The sequence below is a fragment of the Acidisarcina sp. genome, assembly GCA_035539175.1.
Lineage (GTDB): Bacteria > Acidobacteriota > Terriglobia > Terriglobales > Acidobacteriaceae > JANXZS01.
In genome coordinates, this window is the sequence record DATLIY010000009.1 from 305,767 (window position 1) to 326,286 (window position 20,520).

General features: G+C 63.0%; 34 protein-coding genes and 1 tRNA gene. All 35 read right to left on the reverse strand.

The features are described from left to right. Positions 1–28 precede the first annotated feature (28 nt). The 35 genes from VM554_12915 to VM554_13085 all read right to left on the reverse strand — a co-directional run bounded on the left by VM554_12915 (position 29) and on the right by VM554_13085 (position 20,424). Entirely contained in the window at positions 29–1,129 is a 1,101-nt protein-coding gene (locus VM554_12915) for a S49 family peptidase (GenBank protein HVJ09275.1), read from the reverse strand. Continuing rightward, positions 1,126–2,742 carry a phage portal protein gene (locus VM554_12920; protein ID HVJ09276.1) on the reverse strand — a complete coding sequence of 539 codons (1,617 nt, stop codon included), beginning with the start codon at positions 2,740–2,742 and terminating at the stop codon, positions 1,126–1,128. Before VM554_12920 ends, VM554_12915 begins: the two co-directional genes overlap by 4 nt. Next, positions 2,739–2,918: a hypothetical protein gene (locus VM554_12925; GenBank protein HVJ09277.1), complete on the reverse strand. Its 180-nt coding sequence runs from the start codon at positions 2,916–2,918 to the stop codon at positions 2,739–2,741. The genes VM554_12920 and VM554_12925 overlap by 4 nt, the downstream gene beginning before the upstream one ends. Further along, positions 2,915–4,645 (reverse strand): terminase large subunit, encoded by a 1,731-nt coding sequence (locus VM554_12930; protein HVJ09278.1) that lies wholly within the window; start codon positions 4,643–4,645, stop codon positions 2,915–2,917. The genes VM554_12925 and VM554_12930 overlap by 4 nt, the downstream gene beginning before the upstream one ends. Beyond that, complete coding sequence (locus tag VM554_12935; protein HVJ09279.1) at positions 4,617–5,081, reverse strand: hypothetical protein; 465 nt, start codon at positions 5,079–5,081, stop codon at positions 4,617–4,619. The genes VM554_12930 and VM554_12935 overlap by 29 nt, the downstream gene beginning before the upstream one ends. Positions 5,082–5,345: 264 nt before the next feature. Next, positions 5,346–5,699, reverse strand: coding sequence for an HNH endonuclease signature motif containing protein (locus VM554_12940; protein HVJ09280.1), 354 nt, complete (start codon positions 5,697–5,699; stop codon positions 5,346–5,348). Then, positions 5,699–5,935, reverse strand: a complete 237-nt coding sequence (locus VM554_12945) for a hypothetical protein (protein ID HVJ09281.1) — start codon at positions 5,933–5,935, stop codon at positions 5,699–5,701. The genes VM554_12940 and VM554_12945 overlap by 1 nt, the downstream gene beginning before the upstream one ends. Next, positions 5,935–6,147 carry a hypothetical protein gene (locus VM554_12950; protein HVJ09282.1) on the reverse strand — a complete coding sequence of 71 codons (213 nt, stop codon included), beginning with the start codon at positions 6,145–6,147 and terminating at the stop codon, positions 5,935–5,937. The genes VM554_12945 and VM554_12950 overlap by 1 nt, the downstream gene beginning before the upstream one ends. 18 nt (positions 6,148–6,165) lie before the next feature. Then, positions 6,166–6,330, reverse strand: a complete 165-nt coding sequence (locus VM554_12955; protein HVJ09283.1) for a hypothetical protein — start codon at positions 6,328–6,330, stop codon at positions 6,166–6,168. A 113-nt stretch (positions 6,331–6,443) separates the two neighbouring features. Further along, positions 6,444–7,067 (reverse strand): hypothetical protein, encoded by a 624-nt coding sequence (locus VM554_12960; protein ID HVJ09284.1) that lies wholly within the window; start codon positions 7,065–7,067, stop codon positions 6,444–6,446. Between the two features lie 45 nt (positions 7,068–7,112). Continuing rightward, a complete protein-coding gene (locus tag VM554_12965; protein ID HVJ09285.1) occupies positions 7,113–7,331 on the reverse strand; it encodes a hypothetical protein in 219 nt (72 codons plus the stop codon). A 108-nt stretch (positions 7,332–7,439) separates the two neighbouring features. Continuing rightward, on the reverse strand, positions 7,440–7,925 hold the full coding sequence (locus tag VM554_12970) for a hypothetical protein (protein HVJ09286.1): 486 nt from the start codon (positions 7,923–7,925) through the stop codon (positions 7,440–7,442). Continuing rightward, positions 7,922–8,173: a hypothetical protein gene (locus tag VM554_12975; protein ID HVJ09287.1), complete on the reverse strand. Its 252-nt coding sequence runs from the start codon at positions 8,171–8,173 to the stop codon at positions 7,922–7,924. The genes VM554_12970 and VM554_12975 overlap by 4 nt, the downstream gene beginning before the upstream one ends. Positions 8,174–8,409: 236 nt before the next feature. Beyond that, positions 8,410–8,877, reverse strand: coding sequence for a hypothetical protein (locus VM554_12980; protein ID HVJ09288.1), 468 nt, complete (start codon positions 8,875–8,877; stop codon positions 8,410–8,412). A gap of 224 nt (positions 8,878–9,101) precedes the next feature. Next, on the reverse strand, positions 9,102–9,422 hold the full coding sequence (locus tag VM554_12985) for a hypothetical protein (GenBank protein HVJ09289.1): 321 nt from the start codon (positions 9,420–9,422) through the stop codon (positions 9,102–9,104). Further along, entirely contained in the window at positions 9,416–9,634 is a 219-nt protein-coding gene (locus VM554_12990) for a hypothetical protein (protein HVJ09290.1), read from the reverse strand. Before VM554_12990 ends, VM554_12985 begins: the two co-directional genes overlap by 7 nt. Before the next feature lie 15 nt (positions 9,635–9,649). Beyond that, positions 9,650–9,847 carry a hypothetical protein gene (locus tag VM554_12995; GenBank protein HVJ09291.1) on the reverse strand — a complete coding sequence of 66 codons (198 nt, stop codon included), beginning with the start codon at positions 9,845–9,847 and terminating at the stop codon, positions 9,650–9,652. Beyond that, positions 9,844–10,914: a hypothetical protein gene (locus VM554_13000; protein ID HVJ09292.1), complete on the reverse strand. Its 1,071-nt coding sequence runs from the start codon at positions 10,912–10,914 to the stop codon at positions 9,844–9,846. Before VM554_13000 ends, VM554_12995 begins: the two co-directional genes overlap by 4 nt. Positions 10,915–11,153: 239 nt before the next feature. Continuing rightward, on the reverse strand, positions 11,154–11,852 hold the full coding sequence (locus tag VM554_13005; protein ID HVJ09293.1) for a hypothetical protein: 699 nt from the start codon (positions 11,850–11,852) through the stop codon (positions 11,154–11,156). Then, on the reverse strand, positions 11,849–12,043 hold the full coding sequence (locus VM554_13010; GenBank protein ID HVJ09294.1) for a hypothetical protein: 195 nt from the start codon (positions 12,041–12,043) through the stop codon (positions 11,849–11,851). Before VM554_13010 ends, VM554_13005 begins: the two co-directional genes overlap by 4 nt. Further along, entirely contained in the window at positions 12,044–12,229 is a 186-nt protein-coding gene (locus tag VM554_13015; GenBank protein ID HVJ09295.1) for a hypothetical protein, read from the reverse strand. Continuing rightward, on the reverse strand, positions 12,226–12,879 hold the full coding sequence (locus tag VM554_13020; protein HVJ09296.1) for a hypothetical protein: 654 nt from the start codon (positions 12,877–12,879) through the stop codon (positions 12,226–12,228). The genes VM554_13015 and VM554_13020 overlap by 4 nt, the downstream gene beginning before the upstream one ends. Positions 12,880–12,935: 56 nt before the next feature. Next, positions 12,936–13,484 carry a hypothetical protein gene (locus tag VM554_13025; GenBank protein ID HVJ09297.1) on the reverse strand — a complete coding sequence of 183 codons (549 nt, stop codon included), beginning with the start codon at positions 13,482–13,484 and terminating at the stop codon, positions 12,936–12,938. Continuing rightward, positions 13,481–13,669 carry a hypothetical protein gene (locus VM554_13030; GenBank protein ID HVJ09298.1) on the reverse strand — a complete coding sequence of 63 codons (189 nt, stop codon included), beginning with the start codon at positions 13,667–13,669 and terminating at the stop codon, positions 13,481–13,483. The genes VM554_13025 and VM554_13030 overlap by 4 nt, the downstream gene beginning before the upstream one ends. Next, positions 13,670–13,840, reverse strand: a complete 171-nt coding sequence (locus tag VM554_13035; protein ID HVJ09299.1) for a hypothetical protein — start codon at positions 13,838–13,840, stop codon at positions 13,670–13,672. Next, a complete protein-coding gene (locus tag VM554_13040) occupies positions 13,837–14,271 on the reverse strand; it encodes a hypothetical protein (protein ID HVJ09300.1) in 435 nt (144 codons plus the stop codon). Before VM554_13040 ends, VM554_13035 begins: the two co-directional genes overlap by 4 nt. Before the next feature lie 25 nt (positions 14,272–14,296). Further along, a complete protein-coding gene (locus VM554_13045) occupies positions 14,297–16,117 on the reverse strand; it encodes a ParB/RepB/Spo0J family partition protein (GenBank protein ID HVJ09301.1) in 1,821 nt (606 codons plus the stop codon). Positions 16,118–16,162: 45 nt separating this feature from the next. Then, the gene (locus tag VM554_13050) at positions 16,163–17,020 is read right to left on the reverse strand and encodes a hypothetical protein (GenBank protein ID HVJ09302.1); all 858 of its coding nucleotides are present in this window, start codon (positions 17,018–17,020) and stop codon (positions 16,163–16,165) included. Between the two features lie 114 nt (positions 17,021–17,134). After that, positions 17,135–17,890 carry a hypothetical protein gene (locus VM554_13055; GenBank protein HVJ09303.1) on the reverse strand — a complete coding sequence of 252 codons (756 nt, stop codon included), beginning with the start codon at positions 17,888–17,890 and terminating at the stop codon, positions 17,135–17,137. Positions 17,891–17,927: 37 nt separating this feature from the next. Beyond that, positions 17,928–18,332: a hypothetical protein gene (locus VM554_13060; protein HVJ09304.1), complete on the reverse strand. Its 405-nt coding sequence runs from the start codon at positions 18,330–18,332 to the stop codon at positions 17,928–17,930. Positions 18,333–18,532: 200 nt separating this feature from the next. Next, on the reverse strand, positions 18,533–18,868 hold the full coding sequence (locus VM554_13065; protein ID HVJ09305.1) for a hypothetical protein: 336 nt from the start codon (positions 18,866–18,868) through the stop codon (positions 18,533–18,535). Positions 18,869–18,957: 89 nt separating this feature from the next. Beyond that, positions 18,958–19,236 (reverse strand): hypothetical protein, encoded by a 279-nt coding sequence (locus tag VM554_13070; GenBank protein ID HVJ09306.1) that lies wholly within the window; start codon positions 19,234–19,236, stop codon positions 18,958–18,960. Further along, positions 19,233–19,514 (reverse strand): hypothetical protein, encoded by a 282-nt coding sequence (locus tag VM554_13075; protein ID HVJ09307.1) that lies wholly within the window; start codon positions 19,512–19,514, stop codon positions 19,233–19,235. Before VM554_13075 ends, VM554_13070 begins: the two co-directional genes overlap by 4 nt. Next, positions 19,487–19,948, reverse strand: a complete 462-nt coding sequence (locus tag VM554_13080) for a hypothetical protein (protein ID HVJ09308.1) — start codon at positions 19,946–19,948, stop codon at positions 19,487–19,489. The genes VM554_13075 and VM554_13080 overlap by 28 nt, the downstream gene beginning before the upstream one ends. Positions 19,949–20,347: 399 nt before the next feature. Next, positions 20,348–20,424 (reverse strand) — tRNA-Met (locus VM554_13085). Positions 20,425–20,520 lie beyond the last annotated feature (96 nt).

The following is a 20,520-nucleotide window of genomic DNA, read 5'->3' on the forward strand; positions in this document are numbered from 1 at the left end:
GCTGCGCTCAGGATGACAAGGGCTTCACTTACAGGCCCGCGAGCAAAGCCTTGCGCCGCTGGGCTGCCTGCTGGATGCCGATCGCGCTGGGGCAATCGCAACCCTCGCAGTTACAATTCACGTGATCGCAATCGTCGCAGTCGTCATTGCTCTGGCAGGGCTCGCAGGGGCAGGTGCAATCGCCGTCCTCGGCATCTCCCTCGGGGCCTCCATCTGCCGACGCCAACGGCGCCTCCACTCCAAGCGCGGCGCGGGCCGCGGCCCCGCTGTTGCGGGTGACGCCATACTGGCCGAGCACGTCATCGAGCGTGGCGACGCGATCGGCGAGGCCCAGCGTCACCGCCTGCTGCGCGGGAAACACGCGTCCCTGGCCGAATTTGCCGGTCACCTCCGCCAGGCTGACGCCGCGGCCGCGCGCCACGGCTTTATCGAACATCGCGCCGGGGCTGTCGACCATCTCCTGCAGATGCTCCAGGGCAGCAGGCGTCAATGGCTGATACGAATTGCCCTCCGTTTTGTTTTCGCCGTGCTTTACGAAGGTCATCCGAATGCCCTCCTCATCGAGCCGTTTCGAGATGTCCTCATGCAAGATATAGACCCCGATGGAGCCGGTGAGCGACGACGGGCTGACCACCACCTCCGAGCAGGAGCAGGCGATCCAGTAGGCAGCGGAGGCCATCAACGAGTTGCTGACAGCGATAACTTTCTTGGTTTTGCGCGCCGCATAGATCTCGTCGGCCAGCTCAGGTACGCCGCTGATGGTGCCGCCGGGCGAATCGACGTCGAAAACAATAGCCCGGACATTGGGATCGTTGCGCGCCTGGCGGAACTGCGCCGTCAATTGCTCGGTCGAGCAGCCTCCGGAATATTCGCTCATGAGCGTGGCGCGCTGCACGATGGTGCCATAGATGGGAATGACCGCGACCGCGCCTTTGGCCGAGGCGCTGGCATTCTGCACCCTCGCCGCGCGCACCTGCTGCTCTGCGCGCAGCGTGGCCAGCTGGGCCTCGCCGGGGCCGCCGCCGGTCGCCTTCATCTCGAGGAATGCTGCGATCTCCTGCAGTTTCTCGGGCAGGATGGCCCAGGGCATGGCCGACAGGGCCGCGAGAATGCGCGTGTATGTTTTCATTGAATCACCCCTTGCACTGCAATGGTTGCGAGCCGGACCGGCTCATGGATCGCGACCTGATCGAGCCAGGCGGACGCGCGGACCCGATCGCCCGCGACGATAAACTCCTCGAGCCTGCCGGCGCGCTCCGCCATCTGGGAGCGAACCGCGGAGACGGTCTCCGCCGGCAGGCGCAGGACGTCGCAGATGAAACGCTCCTGCTCCGAATAAAACTCGGCAACCTCATAATCGTTGGCGTTGCGCTCCACCAGTTTTTTTGCGCCGTTGACCTCGCGGCGCACGCAGCGCGAGGCCGCGTCGCTGGCCAGCAACAGCAGCCGCGCAGAGGCCGGATCCTGCTGCGGATCCGCAGTGTCGGTGCTCCCAGGAGTGGCCGGTGCAGGCGCGGCCGGCGACTGCTGGATCTGGTCGAGCGGCAGCCAGTTCGACGGCCGCCAGTAGGTTTTTCCTTTGCCGCCGGGAATCGGATTCAGATCCTCCAGCTCGCGCACATCGTCCTGGCACATCCAGCCGTTCTCGACCGCGACTTTGTAGGCTGCATAGCGGCTGGCCGTATCGCCGCGCAGCAACGCGGCCATGGAGAATTTGGCGAAATAACGCGGATTCAGAATCAGGTCGCGCTGAATGGCCTGCTCCCACATGACCAGACGCGGCAAAATGCACTGCACGGCAAACATGATGTTGAACTGCTCGACGCTCGCATAGGTCGCGGTTTTTTCCGTCTCGCCGATGAGGTGCGGCGGCACGCCGAAGATGCTGCAGATCTCGATCCGGCTGAATTTGCGCGAGTCCAGGAGCTGGGCGTCGATGGGCTTGACGCCAAGCTCCTTAATGGTGAGCCCGAGCGGCAGCAGCGCGGTTTTGTGGCGATTCTCTCCGGTCTGCGAACGCTGCCAGCTCTCGCGGAAGCGCAGCTCGTCTTCCTTGGTTTTGAAATTGGTGTTCTCGATGACGGTGCCGGGCTTGGCATCGTTTTTTAGGAATCGCGCCGTGTAATCCTGCTGCGCCAGGGCCACGCCAAACGTATCGACCGCCATGGCGATCGTCGATTGGCCCGTCATGCCATCATCGGACCAGCCGCGCAGATGAAACACCTCGTCCTGCATCAGGTTGCGCGTCTGGTTGACTAGCGGATCGTTGTAGACATAGCGCAGGCGGCCGGAGGGCAGGAGTCGCTCGACGCGCACGCGATCGGGATGCAGCGGGATGAGCTGATCGACCGCGCCACGCGGGCCGGGCACGATCTCGGCATAGGCGTTGCCGCGCAGCTCGAAATGGCCCTGCATCATTTGCTTGAATTCGTAGGCGGTCTGCTGTGCATTGGGCTGCGAATAGAGCAGATCGTAGACGGGATGATGCACGACAACCTTTTTCCCATCGCCCGCCATGGAGGTGTAGAGGCGGCAGGGCATCATCGCTATATTTCGGCTGATGATGCTGACGCAGGCGTGCACGGCGGCGAGCCGCTTGGCGCTCTCGGGAGAGACGCGCATGCCGGTGGCGCTATCGTAGCCCAGCGGGCTGTACCAGTAGTCGTCCCAGGGCGCGGGCGTCCCGCTCGCGTCCGCGCGGAAACCGATGGCTCCGCGAGTGATGCTCTCAATCAGGCTCACTGATTACGCCCCCTGAAACGGGTTGCTCCATAGCCGAGGAAAAAAGAGGCTGCCGACACGAGCAGGCCGCCCACGACGAAGCCGAGCGGCGGCCAGGCCAGCCACAAGCCATACACAAAAACGCCCGCGCCGGCGATCACGCCCAGGTCACAGAGAAATTTGACGAGCTCCTTCATACCACTCCCACGTCGGTCGAGGTGTACGCGTTGACTGCGGAGGCCGCCATCCAGCGATTGATGGCGAGGATGATGGCCACAGCGCCATCGATTTTGCGTTCGATATTTTCCCGCACGGGATACCAGTTTTCGCGCAGGCTGACCCGGCAGATAGTGTTCGACACCATCCACGTCAGGAGTGGATTGCCGTCAAAATGGAATCGCCCGCTGAGAACAATTCCCTCAAACTCCTTCATCGCTGCCGAGGTGTTCTCCTCGCACTGTTTCAGCTCGGAGATCTCGACGCCCTGGTTCCAGTCATCGCGCACGCGCAGAAACTGGACCAGCGGCGCGGCGTGCAGCGGATCGAAGACGAGCTCGCGCAGCAGCAGCTGCTGCGCGTCGGCGGCCAGATCGTCGTTGACGTGCAGGTAATCGGTAATGTCGCCGGGCGTCTCGATCAGGAAGCCCTGCCTGGACCACTCGAGGAAATGCACATTCCTGGGATCGCGGATCTGCTGCTCGTTCAGGTAGTGCCGCGAAAAACAGTAGTAGTGATCCTCCCCATTGATGCGGCGTTGGAAAACGCGCACGCTCGAAACCGTGTCGCGCCGCGAGGCGAGATCGATAGCCTCAATGCAGGGCTCCGCCAGGAAGTCCTCGATCCGCAGCGTGGGATCCGCGCAGGCGTCCCATTTGACCATGTTCATCCAGGCCACCCGCTGGTTGACCCAGATGTTGAGGTTCTTTGTTTTGAATCCGTTCTGCCGCGCCGCCGACTGCGCGGCCTGGAACTGATCGGCCTCGATGATCTCCGGATTGACCGAGACCCCAAAATTCGGATTCGCCTGCAGCAGGGCTTTTTTCGATTTCCAGTCGATCCCCTTATCGACGGTGAAAATGATGGTGAAGAGCCGGTCATTGATGCGGCGGCCGGCGAGGACCTCCTGCGCCTCCAGGTGTTTGTTGTAGCAGGGCGATGCGGTGTTGCTGCCCGCCGTGGTGATCTCCAGCAGCAGCGGCTGCCGACGCGCCTGCATGCCGGTGCGCGCCCAATCGAGCAGCGCATCGGTTTTGTATTCGTGATACTCATCCGCAGTGACGCAATGCGGCGAGGGTCCATCTGCCGGTTTGCCCTTCAGCACCTTGAACGACGCGCCGCGCGACTGGATGACCAGGCTGGCGGCGTTGACCCAGATGCTGTACGCCTTGCGAAACTCCGGCGAGGCCTCGACCATCGCCCGCGCGGTGCGAAATACCTCGCCCGCCTGGTCGCGCGAGGCTGCGCCGGCAAAAACTTCCGCGCCGAACTCGCCATCGGCTGCGAAGCAATACAGCGCGAAAGCCGCGGCCAGCGTGGTCTTGCCGTTCTTACGCGCGACCTCGATGTAGGCTTCCGAGAAGCGCCGGAAGCCCTCCACGCGATCGACCCAGCCGAAGATCGAGCAGCCGATGAAGATCTGCCACGGCTCGAGCTGGATCAGCTCGCCATGCGAAGCATTGCCGCGGAAATCGTCCTTGATATGCGGCAGCGCCTCGACGAATCGGCAGAGGCGATTCGCTTTGGTCTCGTCGAAACGCCAGCGATAACTTTTCCGGCGGCTGCGCTTCAGGTCATCGAGATGACGTTTGCAGGCCTGCCGCACCTCCGTGCAGGCCAGGATTTTTTTGCGCACGACATCGCGCGCATATCGCTCGGCGCGCTCCGCGTAGGTGAGGCTATTGGATGCTGGCCTCCTCGGCGGCAAGCTCCTCGAATACGTTACTGTGGCCGCTGCGCTCACTGGTGCCTGCTGCGCCTGCACCTACAGCGCTGGGCGCGATGTTGACCTTGCTGCGATCGGCCGGATTCATCCCCATTTTCCCCAGCAGCTCGGCCAGGCGGTTGAAGTCGCCGATTTTGGCATTCGGGTTGGTGCGAATGCGATAGTAGAGGCGGCATGCGAGCTCCAGATGCGCGCGATCGGCCGAGGTCAGCACACCTGCGGGCGCCTGCGACACCAGCTCGTGCCAGATGGCCAGCAGCCTGGATCCGCTATAGCCGTCAGGATCAAAGCAAGCAGGCGGCGGCCCCAGCGGGCCATCGGGTTTGGGCTCATTCGCCCTGGCCGCACGACGCTCCGGATGTTTCTCGAAGCTGCCAGAACGCTCATGCTCGGCGGTAGATTTTCGCGGACGGCCCATTGTGTTTTCCTGAGACGCATCGCGCCATGTTTTCCCGTCGGACGCCTGCTGCGAGGCGGTCCTATGGGCATTTCTGCGTGACGAGTGACAAATCTATAGAGGTGATTGACTATGGCCTAACGGTGCTCGGTTTGACCCTAAAATCGTGATTTTGGAGACGCACGTTTGCTATGCCAATCGGTCTAAGCTGGCCGGCTTCCCAGAGATTTTGCCCCCCCCACCCTCGCCCCACACGCCGACCGTAACCCCTTGTTATCCATGCATTTACCGACGATGGCCAAAGCCGCCGTCCTCCATCGCAGTCTTGCGTGAGTGGCACCGATGGCACAGCGGCTGCCAGTTGCTGCTATCCCAGAAGAGCCGCATATCCCCGCGATGCGGAATGATGTGATCCACGCAGCTGGCTGCCACCTCCACCTCCCCATGCTCCCCCACGCACAGCGGATGCGCCGCCAGATACGCCTTGCTGACCCGCTGCCAGCGCGCACCATAGCCACGCTGCGCCGCAGTGGGACGCTGATCCTCGCCCCGCCCCCGCGCCCGGCATGGCTCGCAGTAGCCATAGCTAACCAGACGCCCACACCCTCCAGGGCACGGCCGCTTGGCCGCAAACGGCACTACTCCACCGCCGCAATTGCATCGTGGATCTGCGCCGCGAACGCGTCCAGCGAATGAAACACCGGAGCACTGCGCACCGTGATCGTCAGCGCCGGAGCCACATACGCATAATGCACGCGCGCGCCATAGCCGCAGATGTCGCCCTCCGTGCCCTCCAGCCGAAATCCCCTGGCCGCCATCGCCTCGCGAATCCGCTCCAGCCGATCCGGCGTGACATCAAACGTCAATACCTGCATTACGCTCTCCCCTCATCCAGCGCTGGCAGAATGTCGTGGATGGCGGAGTTGATCTCGCGCGTCTCCCGTATCGACCGCTCCCACCACGCGCCCTTGATCGTCTGCACCTGGGCGTCCTGCATAGCGGGAAACCTCGTGCGGATCGCGCTGTCCATCCGCGCATCCATCCTCATGCTGTGCAGTATCCGCGTATCCATCCTGATCGGACTCATCCCCATATCCCCGCCCCCTTATGGCCACATCTCATTGCGCGCAATCTCCAGCAGGATCAGCAGCACCTGCTCGATCTCGCGCGTGTCGTGCAGCGCCTCAATGACCCGCGGCGCATACCGCGCAAACAATTGCCGCTCCGCCGCGGCCTTCGGGCTGTAATCGCGTGTGGCAGCTCGCGCCATATCTGCCCTCGCAGGATCGCCGCAAAAAAACGGGAGCCGCTTTCGACGGCTCCCAACTCACCTTGACTACTCACTCCTCCGTGGTTGAGCCACGGGGACCCAATAGAGCCGCGCTACATCCCCAGCGCGTGCTGCTCCGCAGCAAATGCCGCATAGGTTGTTCCCTGCGTCACCGCTGCCCGTTCCAGAATTCCATGATCGAGATAGCGATCGATCTCGGCCAACTTCACCGCACGACTCGCGGCATTGGCCTGGATCACCCGCTTCGGCTCGACCTGCTGGATGAATCCGTCGATCACGACCAGCACCGCATTCAGGCTCCCCAGCATCGCCAGTGCCTGCTGCTGCGCCGCCTGAGCCTTAATGCCGAACGCCCGCAGCGCCTGCGTGTTCTGCGTCAGCAGATTGTTGATCGCGCTCTCGATGCGAGCCAGCAGGCTGGCATTCGGATTCGCCAGATAGGCGCGAATATCCGACTGCAGCAACGGCAGCGCCGCATCCACCGCGGCCACTGCAATCCCCACGGGAATCGCGATCGCCGGATCGAGCGCCGCCACCACCGGCCCAACCGAATCCGCCAGCGCCACCGCCTGCGGGATCTCATCCGCGATTTTCGTGAGCACGTCGTTTACCTGGGCGTTCGTGCAGCCCACGGATCCTACCGTGACAAACGTCGCACTCAACAACAGCGCGATCGCTGCCCAGCCCTGCAGCCTGCGTTGCAGATTCCAAATCATCGCCATTCCTCTCGCCCTGCTCGATTTTTTACCGCGCGGCCCGTCCTACTTCGCATCCCGCTGCAGCACTCCCAGCAGCACGCGGCCCAGCCCGGCGACCACCGCGCTCCACAGCGCCATTTTCTGCGGCACCACCGGCGACGATACTGTCGCCAGATACGTGCCTGCTACGGTTACAGTTGATAAAATCCCCGCCAGCGTCGTCAGCGGATTCGCCAGCAGATGCGACAGCGCATCGCTCAACGTCGTGCGTAAATTGCCCATGCGTTCCCCCTTGTTTTTAGAGCGCCATTTCGCCCCTGCGAGCGCCATTTCGCTTGTCATCCTGAGCGCCATTTCGCTTGTCATCCTGAGCGAAGCGAAGGACCTGCTTTATGCCGGCATCGCCGTGGTGTCGTAATATCTGCGGCAATCAGCGATGTACCTGTCCGGAACCAGGCGGTCGCGCCAATCGCCGGAGTTATATGCATCGGCGATCGCCTCCACCGTGGGCGCGTGCTGCCCGCGCAGAATGCGCGTGTTGAGAAACGAGGCCGTCTCCATCGCGCAGCGCCCCAGGCGGACGAAATCCTCCGGAGTGGTGAACGGCGAGCAATTCACGAGCAGGATCTGCCACGGCCCGAACGAGCAATGCGCATCGTGTCCAAACTCGCGCGTCAGCTCGACCACGCGCGGATTCTGCGAGTAGCGCCCGGTGCAATACGCCTGCTCATGGCGCGGCGTGCAGTTGGCTCCGAAACTACTCTCGCAGCCGCTCAGCGCCCACAGCAGCCGGGGGCCATCGATTCCCATCGGCAGCCAGAGCTTTGCGCCCCAGACGCGGCAGACCTCCGCGACCTGCTCCGGTAGATAGCTCATCCCCGCACCCGCGTGTGCAGTTGCGACTCCATCACCGAGAGCCGCTCGCCGTGATGGTTCAGCACGTCGTCATGCCGTTCGAGTTTGAGCTGGATGCGATCGAAATGCGCATCGTGGCCCGTGATCCGGTTGTCGTGCTCGTCGACTTTGCCGACGAGCTTGCCATAGAGGTAGATGTGCCCCGAAACGGTAAACAGCAGTAACGCCACTCCCACCAACGCCGAGATCATGGCCCAGTTCACGAGCATCGATCCTCCCGGACTGCAATGGCTGCCTACTGACTGGATTCCTGCGATTCAGCGGCAATAACGCCGCTGGCATGCGGGACACAACTTTTCGCCCGACCGGACATCCTCGGGCACGGGCCGATAAAAATAATTGGGGCAGCGCTCGCACATTTTGCGCTCCACCCGCATGGCGTCGCGCGGAAACATCTGCGCCCGCCCGGAATAATCGATGTCGACGTGACCCCCGCCACCGTTGCCTAGCATCCGCGTGCCCCCTTCGGACTCACCCGCACTGCGCGGCGATCGCCGATCACCGGCCACAGCTCCACCTTGGCGCGCACCCGCTCGATGCTGTCCTCCATCGGCAGCGGATGGCCCATCAGGTCGCGCCGCATCGCGCGCAGCTTGCGGCGGTCTTCGCGCAGATGCGCGGTGCGCGAGGCGCCCGCCTCGCCGGCATTTTTGCGGCTCTCCCCTGCACTGATTGAGGTACTCGATGGTTGCGACGGCTGATCGTCGTCGAACTGTTTCGGCGGCGCCTGGATCGGCTGGTAGCCGACGAGCTCACCGCGCTCATCGACCACGTGGCACAAACGCCCCTGCTCCACACCACGCTCCCCTTCGACCAGGCTGATGATGCGAGCCCGGCGCCAGCCTAGCGTAGTAATGGCGGAATAGAGATAGAACGATGTGCTGCGTGTACGCTCGCTGCGCGATTTCGGCATAGTGCACGATTCGCGAAGCGCCATCCGTGGGCGTTTCAGCCTGAACGCAACAACACCGGCGCGAGGCCGGTGGAGGAATGCTGCGTTAGCTGCTTTTCGTTACTGCGGGGCGAAACGATTGTATATGGAAACAGTGCCGCGACCTGGTACTACTGCACCTATCGCGGGCCGAGCTCTTCGGGAGAGCAACGCTGCTTGCGCAGATCGATTCGTGACGAATCATTTCAGGAGTCCAAGCATTTTGTCAAGCAAATGTTTGGAATTTTACACAGCCCCCTGTCTCCCGTGCGCGGCAACGCAACCAGCAACTCCAGCGGCAGCGCCTCGCGCAGCTCGCGCACCCGCCGCACCATGGTGCGCAGGCTCACCCCATGCATCCAGGCCAGCTCGCCCTGGGTGTAGCCCATCGCCATCTGGTAGAGCAGCTCGCGCTGGCCGGAGCTGAGCGACCGCCCCAGATAGCGCTCCAGGTCAATCGCAGCCAGCGCCCTGCCCGAATAGCGCGGATCCGCGCGATGCGTCAGGTACGCCTCCACCGTCAGCACTTCGCCCTCTCGCGCTCGAGAGCGGCGACCGCGGCTGCGATCACTGCCTCCAGCCGGCGCACATCCGGCGCGATCGCAGGATCGAGCGTTGACCGGATCGGATGGCGATCGGCATCCAGCAGGCAACTGCACTCCAATGTCGACTGCAGATCTGCGCGGAGAATCTCGATACAGACCGCCAGCACCCGCACCAACTCAGCTTGCTCTTTCATCGTGCCCTCCCTCTCTCATCCCGCGCGTTCCACGGCCGCAAACGATCTGCCGCCGCGCGGCTCCGTGCACATCATTCCCGAGCGATAGCCGCTGTTGCCGAATCGCTGCTCCATCTCGTAGGCCTGCTGCACCCGCTGGCTCTCCTCCGCGGGCAGCGCCTCGGGAACCGCCAGCACGCCCCGCCGCAACGTCGCCACCACGCGCCAGTTCATCTCCAGCACCCCACCCGCGCGCCCTGCTGGCGGCGCAGCTCCTCGAGATCGAGCGGCCAGCTCTCAGGCTGCAGCCAGTGTCCCTGGCGAAAAAATTTCACCGGGCCCCACACGTAGGCGCGCAGCGTGCCCAACTGCTGGTACTCGAGCCAGGCGGCAATCATGCGCTCCGCAATCTCTCCGGCCGCGCCGGCACCGGCCTCCATCTGCTGCACGAGCACCGCCAGCAGCACCCGCTCCATCCGGCGATCCCTGACCATGCCGCAACCCCGCATCGCCTGCTCCACCGCCGCCCGCCTGTCATCCCGCTTGTCATCCTGAGCGCCACATGGCTTGTCATCCTGAGCTCCACATGACTTGTCATCCTGAGCTCCACATGGCTTGTCATCCTGAGCGAAGCGAAGGACCTGCTCGTCTTCCACCGCGACCTCCGTCTGCTCTGCGAGATCCCCTTCCCGCGGGGAAGGGGTAGGGGTTGGGATTGTAGTTTTGTTGTTTTGTGTCTTGTTATCTAATGCGTGTCCTGCAGGAGCGACAGACGCGCCGCTCAGAGCGACAGATCTGTCGCTCCGTGCATCCGCCGCACTGTCGCTCTGAGCGACAGACGCCGTTTTGCTCCGCTTGCGTTGCGCACTGCGCAGCAGTGTGGCCACCTGCTCGCGCAGCCTCCCGCTGACATCCTCCGGAAGCGCATACGCCGCCCGCTGCCGCACAAACACTCCGCCTAGGTCGATGGTGAGCAGTTTCAGATCGGCCAGCAGATAGCGTCCGCAGGCCCGCGGCCCTCGCCCCCGCGTGCGCACCATGCCCAGGTGCAACAGCACCTGCAGCGCCCGCGAGACGCTGTCCTTGCTCATGCAAGCCAGCTCGGCCAGCTCGCGCAGCGAGGCGTCGACCTCGGCCCCATAGCTCACGCGGGTCATCGTGCTCCAGACCAGCGTCGCATCGCGCCCGATGATGGGCAGATACACGTCATAGAGTTCGTTCTCCTGCCAGGCGTGGCCGGGTTTGCGCACCGTCCGCGTCCCTGGCCCCTCGTTCTCTAGCCCCTCGTTCTCTAGCCCCACTGCTCTGCCCTTTCCACCGCTACGCTATGCCCGGCCCTGAACCCTGTGCCCCGTCTACTCTCCGCGCTTCTCCGCCTCTGGCGCGACGCTACCGCATCGCGCGCAGATCTCGGCGCATACCGGCTCGTAACTGCCATCAGGTCGTCATCGAACGGACTTGCAGGGATAGAACACCGTGCTCTATCTGGGTTCATCGTGCGTGACGTCTCTGCCCCGCATTTCCATCGTTATCGTCTTTTTCATCTCTCCCCTTCCTGCACCGCGGCGCCTGCTACGCCGACCGGTACGCCATTCTGCGCGACAAACATCAGGATTTTGCCGTATTCCTCGATCTGCTCTGGCGTGTAGCCGTTTTCCTCGCCGATCTCGCGGTAGTTCTCCAGCCAGTGCTCGACGGTGTGTATCAGGCAGCCGATTGCAACCTTCCCGAGGCTGTGCTGATTAACGAGGTGCATCGTGCCCTGCACGGCGAGCGGCGATTGGTGGAATATGGCCCGTTCACCGATGATTGCCCTGCCGGCGATGCTCGTCTCGTTGCCGATGCGTGCATGGTTGCCGATGCGCGTCAGGGGCCCAATGCTCACGCCGTCGCCGAGGCTCGCCCCGTCGCCAATGCTCACCCCCTCGCCAACCACGTTCAGCCCGCCAATGCGTACATGGTCGCCGATGCATACGCGGTTGCCGATGCGTGTCTCGTTGCCAATGCTCAGCCCGTCGCCGAGGCTCACCCCGTCGCCAATGTCTCCCCAGCCGCCAATGCTCGTTTCGTTACCGATTCTCACTTCGTCACCGAGGCTCACGGAGATTCCGAAATGCGCACCATGGCCGATTTTCACCTCGTCACCGTCTGGTAATACCCGCCAGCCGTATTCATCGACGGGGAGAGCAAACAGCTCCTCGTTTGTCAGGATGTTTCCATTCCTCAGCAAAATGCTCATCTCTCCCGTCCCTCTGCGCGCTGCCTCGCGCGCAATTGTGACTGCCGTTGATACATATTCGCGTAGAGCTGGCGCACGTCGTCGGGCAGCGCGAGAAACTTGGCCGCGCCGCCGAACGAATGCAGGAACCTCTGCGTCACTCCGTAGCGCGCGTAGATCTCGGCGCATACCGATCGCCTGGGCCGCCGCATCTATCCCCGCCTCCAGCTGCACAGCATGCAGCGCTGCCCGTCGTCGCCGATCTCGTCGATCTTCCAAAACTTGCTGGCGTGCAGGAAGATCCGCCCGCGCACCGGGGTATACCAGTCGCGGTTCTCCACCGGCTTGCCATGCAGGATCGCCCACCACCATGGAGCGCGCACGCTCAACGCCTTCATCGCTCGCCCTCCGCGATGCAACCAGGGGATGCCTTCCGCTTCACAGGATTCCAGCCAGCAATGACTGCCCACCAGTAGTGGGTTTCGCACAGGGGAAATCCGTCACCGGAGCGACTATCGGCAACAGCGGCGCGCCCACAATTAAAGCATTTATCTCTGTCCTTCTCTTTGTTCCGATCGTCTACCATTTCATCCTTCTCCGCGGGGGTTCTGGCGCTGGATGGGGAGCAGTGTGTTGCCCGCTGGACGAACTCGGCCACTTTGAAGCCCATCTTGTTCCAGCGATAGGCAAAGCGAATACGCGCCATTTCCACCATCTGCTCGAATGTAAAATCGCCCTCCGCAAAGTAGTTACTGTTGCAAGCTCCGCGAGAGTCTACGCTTCGATCCCAGAAGCTCAGTGCGGTCCATCCACCCCTGTGATGAACTAACGCGACGCCTTGCGGAGCCTCTTCCTTTCTGCGGTAGCCACCTTCATGTTTGCTCCCGAATGTGCCATCGCTCCACGGCTGGAGGCTGCCGTCTATATCGCCCTCACTCCAAGGGAAGTTGCCGCGCCGAGCTCCATAAACACCGTCCCCGCGCTCGCCAACAAGATAATGCCCCGCCCTATCCCACGGTCCGAAATAAAGCATTCTTGGTTCTGCCATTTCCGCTCCTTTCGCTCCCCAGCCAGTTATCGTGGGGCTTCCCGCATTTGCATCGCTCACTCACTTCGCCCTCCGGTTCCGCGCTGCTTGGCGCGGGCTTCTGCCTTGGCTCTCTGCAAGCGGTCGATATCAGCCGCGATCAGTGCGGCAGCTTTGACGCGGTTGCGCACCGGATCGGTTGAGGGCTTCCACCACTTCGCATCCCACGGCCAGCACGCTGGGATGCACGATAAATCAACGTCCGCATACCTCTCCTGTAATACGGCAATTCCCGCGTATGCCTGTGCAGCGTTGGTCAGGCTGGGAGACCAATGCTCTTCGTCGTCGTGCTCGGAGGTAAATCCCTCAACCTCTATCTGGCGTCGGCGCTCTGCTGCTATTAGCCCTATCGCGGATGCGCTTGAGTTCGCGGCACGGGCGGCGAGGAGTTCTCGGGCCATCTCCTCGATGTCGTGCAGTTCCGATAGGCCTGTTGGCGGCTCCATCACATATGCGCAGAAATACGCATACAAGCCGCGTGGCAATGGGATATTCGCTCTGTCCAGAAACGAGATTGCCGTTTGGCTCAGCCTCGTGTACTCTTCCAGCTTCTTGTTATCGATCATTTCCCCCGCTCCCCTACGCGCTGCTGCTTGGCGCGCAATTGTTGGTACATCCCTGCGTAGAGCTGGCGCACGTCCTCGGGCAGCGCGAGAAACCGGGCCGCGCCGCCGAAGGCATGCAAGAACCGCTGCGTCACGCCATAGCGCGCATAGATCTCGGCGCATACCGATCGCCTGGGCCGCCGCATCTATCCCCGCCTCCAGCTGCACAGCATGCAGCGCTGCCCGTCGTCGCCGATGCCCCGATCCCCACAGAGCGCGCAGGGCTGGCGATGCCGGTCCTCATAGACGCCGAGGCCGCCCATCACCGCCAGCAGCAGCGCCAGCAGCGATAAAAAGAACCACACCGTATGCGTCATGATTCATCCCCCAGATCGTCGTCGTACTCGTCATCGCTATCTGGCTCGAAGCTGGCATCATCCCCGGATGCAATCTGTTTGCCTTGGGGAAACGATATGATGGCAATCTCGCGCGGCGCATTCTCCTCGAGCGCTTCACGGGCTACTGCCTCCGTACAGGGATTGAGCGCATAGATCGCGCTTGGTCCAACCAGGCGAGTGCGCCCAGGGACTGCCGACTTCGTCACGATCGCTCCGGCTGGCACTAGGACATCTCCCGCCCAGCTCGCCCGCTTCATCACAACTTCCCGCTCGGGGAGTTCGGGCACATCGATCTGCAAGAGGGCTGCACCTCCGAAATATTGCGTGGTGACGAATCCGACTTCCTTCTGATGGCCGAATAATTCGACTACGGCCCATCCTTCGAACTTCGCACTTTGCGTATCACTCATTTCCGTTCTCCTCGATTGATTGGGATCACCCCTTGCCGCCTTTCCCGGTCGACTTCCGGGCGGCCCAGCGCTTCTTCTGCACCGCGGCGATCCGTTTCTTCGCGGCAGCCGTCAGCCCCTTCTTTTGCTGTGGCGCCTTTGCCTTTGCCTTCGCCTTCGCGGGTTCCGCGGGCTCCGGCTGCACCTTGCCGGCGGATTCCGCGCGGATCCGCTTTACATCGAGGCTCAAACATCCGGCGAGCTTCTCCAGGTCCTCCGGCTTGGAGTGCAGAGCATATTCATTCACCGCCAGCTCCCCGGCGTGGGCGGCCAGAAGAGCCACGCGCAGCCGCTCCGTCGGCGCCAGCCCGGCCATGCCCTCACGCAGCTGCCTCGTTCCGCCCCAGCCGAAGATGTCCGCCGGCCAGCCCAGCGCCTCGGCGACCTTTACCCCATACTGGCCAGGCCCGCGGCCGATCGCATACAGGCAGACCTCGAGATTCAGATCCGACGCGTAGAGCGCAACCAGCGGCGCCTGGGCCACGGCGGCAAACAGAGCCATGCGATATTTTTTCTCTGCATTCACCTTTTCGAGCAGCTTCTTGCGCTCGGCCTTCGCCTTCTCCGGATCTTTCGCCGGTCCTGTATAGTGACTCTGCCCCTTGTGCTTCTTGCATTTTTCGTCGCGGCAGATCTGCACAGCATGCCCGGCCCGGCGACCACTGATCCAGATCGCCTCCTCCTGCGACGAGCAGGGAAGATTCTGTTTTTCGATGAGCACCACGGAATAGTCCGGGATCGCGCCGGTCGCCGAACTGTAGCCATCGCTGAGCTGCAGCAGGGGCCGTTTCTCCAGCTCGGCATTGTCGAGCTCGTGACGGATCCAGGCACGCACTTTGCCGCTGAAACAATCGCCATCGGTGCACGTGTCCTGGGCGACGTCCTCGAACAGCAGCGCCGCATTCGTGCTGCGCCGCGGGCATACCGTGCAGGCCATCGGCGCCCAATCCAGCCCGAGCGGGAAAGGGGCATCGCTCAACACGCGCAGCGTCCTCTCGGCGATTCGCGAGCGGAGCTCCGAGAGCGACCAGCGCGTCGGCCGCCAGGCCGTCACACCGCGATCTGCATTCCACTGCTCCACGCATCCCGGACGGTTGCAGACCGTCCGCTCCGCATTTGCCCAGGAACATGGCGCGCCATCCACCTCGCATGCCCCGCACGCATTTTCCTCCGTGCAATCGCAATATCTGCAGACGCCGGCCTCCGCAAATTCCTCAGCCTCATCGTCCTCGTCGTCATCATCCGTATCGCGAGGGTTGAATCCCACGTCCAGCCAATCGAGCATGCGCTGCTGCTGCTCCGGGCTCAGGCGCGCCAGCTCCAGCGCGTGGCCCACGTCGATTGCGCCCGCCGCGAGCGCCTCGCGCACCGGCGCGATCGCATCCAACAACTTCAGCCGGCGGCCGACGAAGCTCGCCGACTCGAGCGGCGGCAGATCCTCGCGCTGCAGGTTGCTGACAATGCCCAGCTCGCGCGCCTCCGCGTCCGCCATCTCGCGCACGATGCACGGGCAGCTCGCTTTGCCCGCGAGCCGCGATGCGGCATGCCTCCGTTGACCCGCCACGATCTCGTAGGCGTCGACGCCGATCGGGCGTACCAACAGCGGCTCCTGCACACCATGCGCCGCGATCGATGCAGCCAGATCCCTGAGCGCAGCCTGGTCGATCGTTCGCCGCGCCTCCTGTGCAGAAACCGATAACTGCTCGAGCGGGATCTCGCGCACCACCGTGCTCCCGTCCGGGTTGTTTTTGGCGGTCGTTGCCGCCGTGCGATTTTTTCCGTTCCGTATCCGCGCAACCTGCTCCATCACGATTCCTCGATTCTGTGAAATTTCCTGCTGAGCCCAACCTCTCTACACTGCCGATCTCCGTGGATCATCGCGAGCGCAGGCAGCACGCAGCGCCCGCGCTTTTTGCAATAGCGGCAACGCTCTCCACACGAAATCCGCCATCGCCTCATCCATCTCGATCGAGACCGTCTCCGGCAATGGATCGGCCGCGACGCCCGGCTTCTCAGGAGCCATGCCGACGAGCTGCGGCGGCAGCTCGAATATCTCGCAGATCTCGGACTGGCTGAGTTTGCATGCGTCGCATAGCTGGGCCTCGCTCTGGCTGAGTTTGATTGGATCGCATAGCTGAGCCTCTGACCGGCCGCTGGCGGGCGCCTTGATGGCGACCGGCGCGACCTTCGCCGCCCTCTTCGCTGGCGTCCGGGGCCGGGCGGTTGCGGCCTGGATGCCGGCCGCTCTGCGGATGGTGCCGACCGAGACCGCGCTGATGTTGAACTTGCGGCCGAGGTCCGCATGGGAGATTGCGCTCGATTCGGCGAGGATCGCGTCTTTCACAATTTCCGGGATCCGGCCGCTCGGCTTTCTGTCTGCCTTCATTGCTGGGAGCTCCTTTCGTTTTTGCTGCACAACTTCCGGGGACGGCGCCGGCATGGGCTCCGGCTCGAAACTGCCTGCGAGATCCGCGGGTGTCCGCGAGATGACGGGAGCAGGAGCAGAGATGGGTCTGCCAAATACATCCACGTCCTCGACCGCCACGCGCCGGCGCACGCGATCGTACGAGCAGGGCTCCCCATCCGCGCAATCCAGGCAGAGCGGCTCCTCGTCGACAAAAATCTGTGCCGGGCAGAGATGCCCGCGGCGGCTGCATTCGATGCATGCGGTATTGCGATCCGGACGGCTCAATCGTTTCCCCTTCAGCATGTAGAGATCTCATCTGTACTGCTGAGCGCGCGGTGTTTCATGCGGGGTATCCCAGCCCTGACCGGAGATCTCCTCCGGCACCATGCCGCGCGCCCAACCCTCAGGCAACCGCCATCACGCGATAACCGGAACCTCTGGCAAATTCTGTTCGAAATACTTTTTGATCGCGTGCTTCGTTTCGAGCGGCCACTTGGCATCGATCTCGAAGAGCGCAATCTGCGGCAGCGAGTCCTTCACGCCTTTCATGCGCAGCAAGAATTTCGATTCGACTGGATGTGCATCGCGGAAGGTTCTCCAGGGAATCAGCGGCACTCCGTCGGCCGGAAGCGCGATCGAGGCGCGGGTGACCGTTCCTGACTTGATCTGCACCTCCTGCGAGATCCCGTCATCCAAAACCAGCACCGCATCTCCGCTGCCTACGCTGGAGCAGAGCTGCTGCACCTTCACCGCCTCGTCGTTAAAGAGGAAGCTGGCGCGGAACTTAATCAGGAAATCTTCCGGCTGCTCATACTTGCCGAACACGAAGGGCGTCTCCTGACGATGCGACGCACGAGCCCACAGATGGCGGCGGCCAAAATCATCCGCCTCCAGCGAGAGCAGATCGACAGTCAGAGGATCGACGATGTGCAATGCGGTGCGGTGAGTTTTAATCGAGTCCAGATCGCCATGCACAATATCGACCAGCGCGCCCAGGGTGCTGACCTGCAGGCTGGGCTTGGTGAATTGCGGCGCCAGTTGCAGCACGGGCTTGTCCAACGTGCCATCGGCCTTGAGCGCGTAGGGCTGCCCGTCGACAACCTGCACCGCCGATTTCTGTTTCGTCATGCGATCGAGCATGCCGTTGATAAACCTGTCCATTTCTTCCCACATCGCGTTTCTCTCCTCGAATGAAATTGCGTGATTGGTTTTAGCGCTGCACTCCGGCGCCGTCGAAGTTGATTATGGCCGGAACCTCCTTGGGCTTCGGCGCGCTCCAGAGCGGCATCTGGCGCGGGTCCGCAGTGAACGCGAGCATGCCCCCGTCCTCCCCCTTCCCCATAAAGCACTTCGCTTTATGCGTCTCGATCGGCGCCAGCTTGGAGCTGACCTTGAATGGCGCCAGCTTGGAGCTGACCTTGAATTCGGTTTCGATGGTGACGCGATCGGAATGCGGTTTGAGCACCAGCTGCAGCGTTACCGCCCGCGTCGCCGTGGCCGGGGTATTGAGATCTGCGATGTTCTCGAGCGCCTTGCGGAACTCGATATCGAAACCCTCGATCATCGCGCCGTCATTGATATTCCCGATGTTGATCGGGATCATCTCGTCTGCCACTTCTCTCCTCCTTCACACCTGAGCAGGCAACATTTGCGCGGCGGAGCTGGCCCGCCTGGGGAGCCTGGTATCAGCCGATGTTTTAGCCCACCCGCAGCCCGCCGCACAGTTCCCGCACGTCTCGCAGTCGTGCAGGAAACTCAAACTATCCCTCGGAGAACTGCGGCATCCGAGGGCACACAGCCCGCCGCATCGGGATGTCAAAACGAGTGCGGGAACCAGCGGTGCAGGCCCCAGGACAGCAGCATCCAGGCGCCCGCGATGCAGAGCGTGCCGATCGCCGCGCAGATCATGGCCGCGGGCAGCATCCTGCCGTCCATGCCGCTGTCGTCCTCATCGGCGGCGATGCGGGGCAGCGAGCCCAGCAGGCTATCGGTGCGCTCGGCAATGCGCTTCCTCTCCGCGTAGCGCGCCTCCATCTCCGCCTGCAGCTGGCAGCAGCTCGCGCAGTAATCGGTCGCGTCCCAGGTCGCCATCTCGCAGCCAGGACAGATATGCAATGTGCTATCGGGAAAATGCAGGATCGGTTCGCTCATCTCTAATTCCCCCTCCCCGCATCGATTGCGAGAGACATCGCCGGCAAAGCGACCATCACGACAAACAGAAACGTCCAGAGTCCGCCCATTTACGCCACCCGGCCTTTCCGGCTCCGCTTCCGCTTGCCCTGGATGAGCGCATGCACCTCCGCCGGCGTCCGCCTGCGCTTGATGTCGCGCGCCGCCTGGTTCCGCGCGGCCAGCTCGCGCTCGCGGGCACGGATGCAGCCCGGCGCGGTGCAGCAGTTGCGCTGCGTGTTGACCCAATAGGGGCCCTCCTGGCGGTGCCAGCTGCAGGGCGACTCCTCGGAGCAGGAGCAGAACCGGCAGGTGCCGGGCTCCGCCAACAATTCGCCAAAATATTTCATCCCCTACCTCCTTTGGGTTCGAGCGACCTGGCGTACTCCTCCAGTGCCTCCGTCGCGACGCCGGCGCAGGCATTCACGCAGGCGACGATCCGCCGCATATAGCGCGCCTCCTCGGAGAACTCCTCCAGCGTCGAGCCGTACGGATCGACCACTACTACGCCGCGGCCGTCCAGAATCTGGCCGGTGGTGTCCGATGCGAGATCCATATCCATTCGCCAGGGCTCGTGGCAGTGCAGTGTCGTGGTCGCGGTCATTGCGCTCCCCCAAACTGGAACCACGCGCGGATTGTCTCGGCAGAAAGCGAGGGCCGCGGCTCCTCAACCGCGGCCTCACTGGATGGCGCTTTCGCGGATTCTCCTTTCGTCGGGGTTATTGGGGTAGATATTGGGGCAGAAACAGACGGGGTTTGCAGGTGCTCGAGCGAGCGCAGCACGCGCCCCACGCGGCAGACCCGCGCGTGAGCCAGGGGCAGATGCGGATTCGCAGCGCGACACTCGGAGCAGAGGCGCATGCCATAGCGGTCGCGGGTAAAGCTCGCCTCCGCCAGGTCTCGGGCGGCAAAGAGGAGCGTTCCCAGCTCCCCCTGCAGCTCCGACCAGCTCGGGGCCGTCTGGACGGATTCGCGACGGGGAACCCGATGCGCCCTAAACTCGTCGTCGGGTCGCTCGCGCTGAACGCGATGAAGAACAGCCCATGCATCTGCACGGGTCATTATGCCTTCGGGTGTAGGGACGTCTTCGTATTGGAGTTCGCTACCAACCCATTGCTGAGTACAGCGCTGGATGACCCACTCTGGCGCACGGTTGGCACACGCGCGGCAGAGCCCGTGGTCGATATCGGATCCGCCGCAGATTCGGCAGGTCAATGTATGCGATGTTTGCCCGGAATTGGGCGTGGCTGGCTGGGACTGAGACTGGGACGACTGGATGCTGCGAGATCCATCCATGACGGCGCTCTCCATTTTGGCTGGGCGGAGAGCGGCCGCGGGCGGGGTCGACCTACGGAATCGCCGTTGACCTACGGGACGGTGCCCGTAGTTCAAGGCTCGATGGCCCCCACATATCGGGGGTCACGCCGTGAGATCTACAACCTGTTGGGTTTCAATTCGGTGTGGTGGCGGTGGACAGAATCGAACTGTCGACCTACGGGTTATGAGTCCGTCGCTCTAACCATCTGAGCTACACCGCCAACTCTGGAGGGAACACAGCCGCGATGCGGCCAAGCCCAATGATACCAGCCCTTCCACCTGACTCCAAGCTCTCTGGCCCTCGCACCGCATAAGTT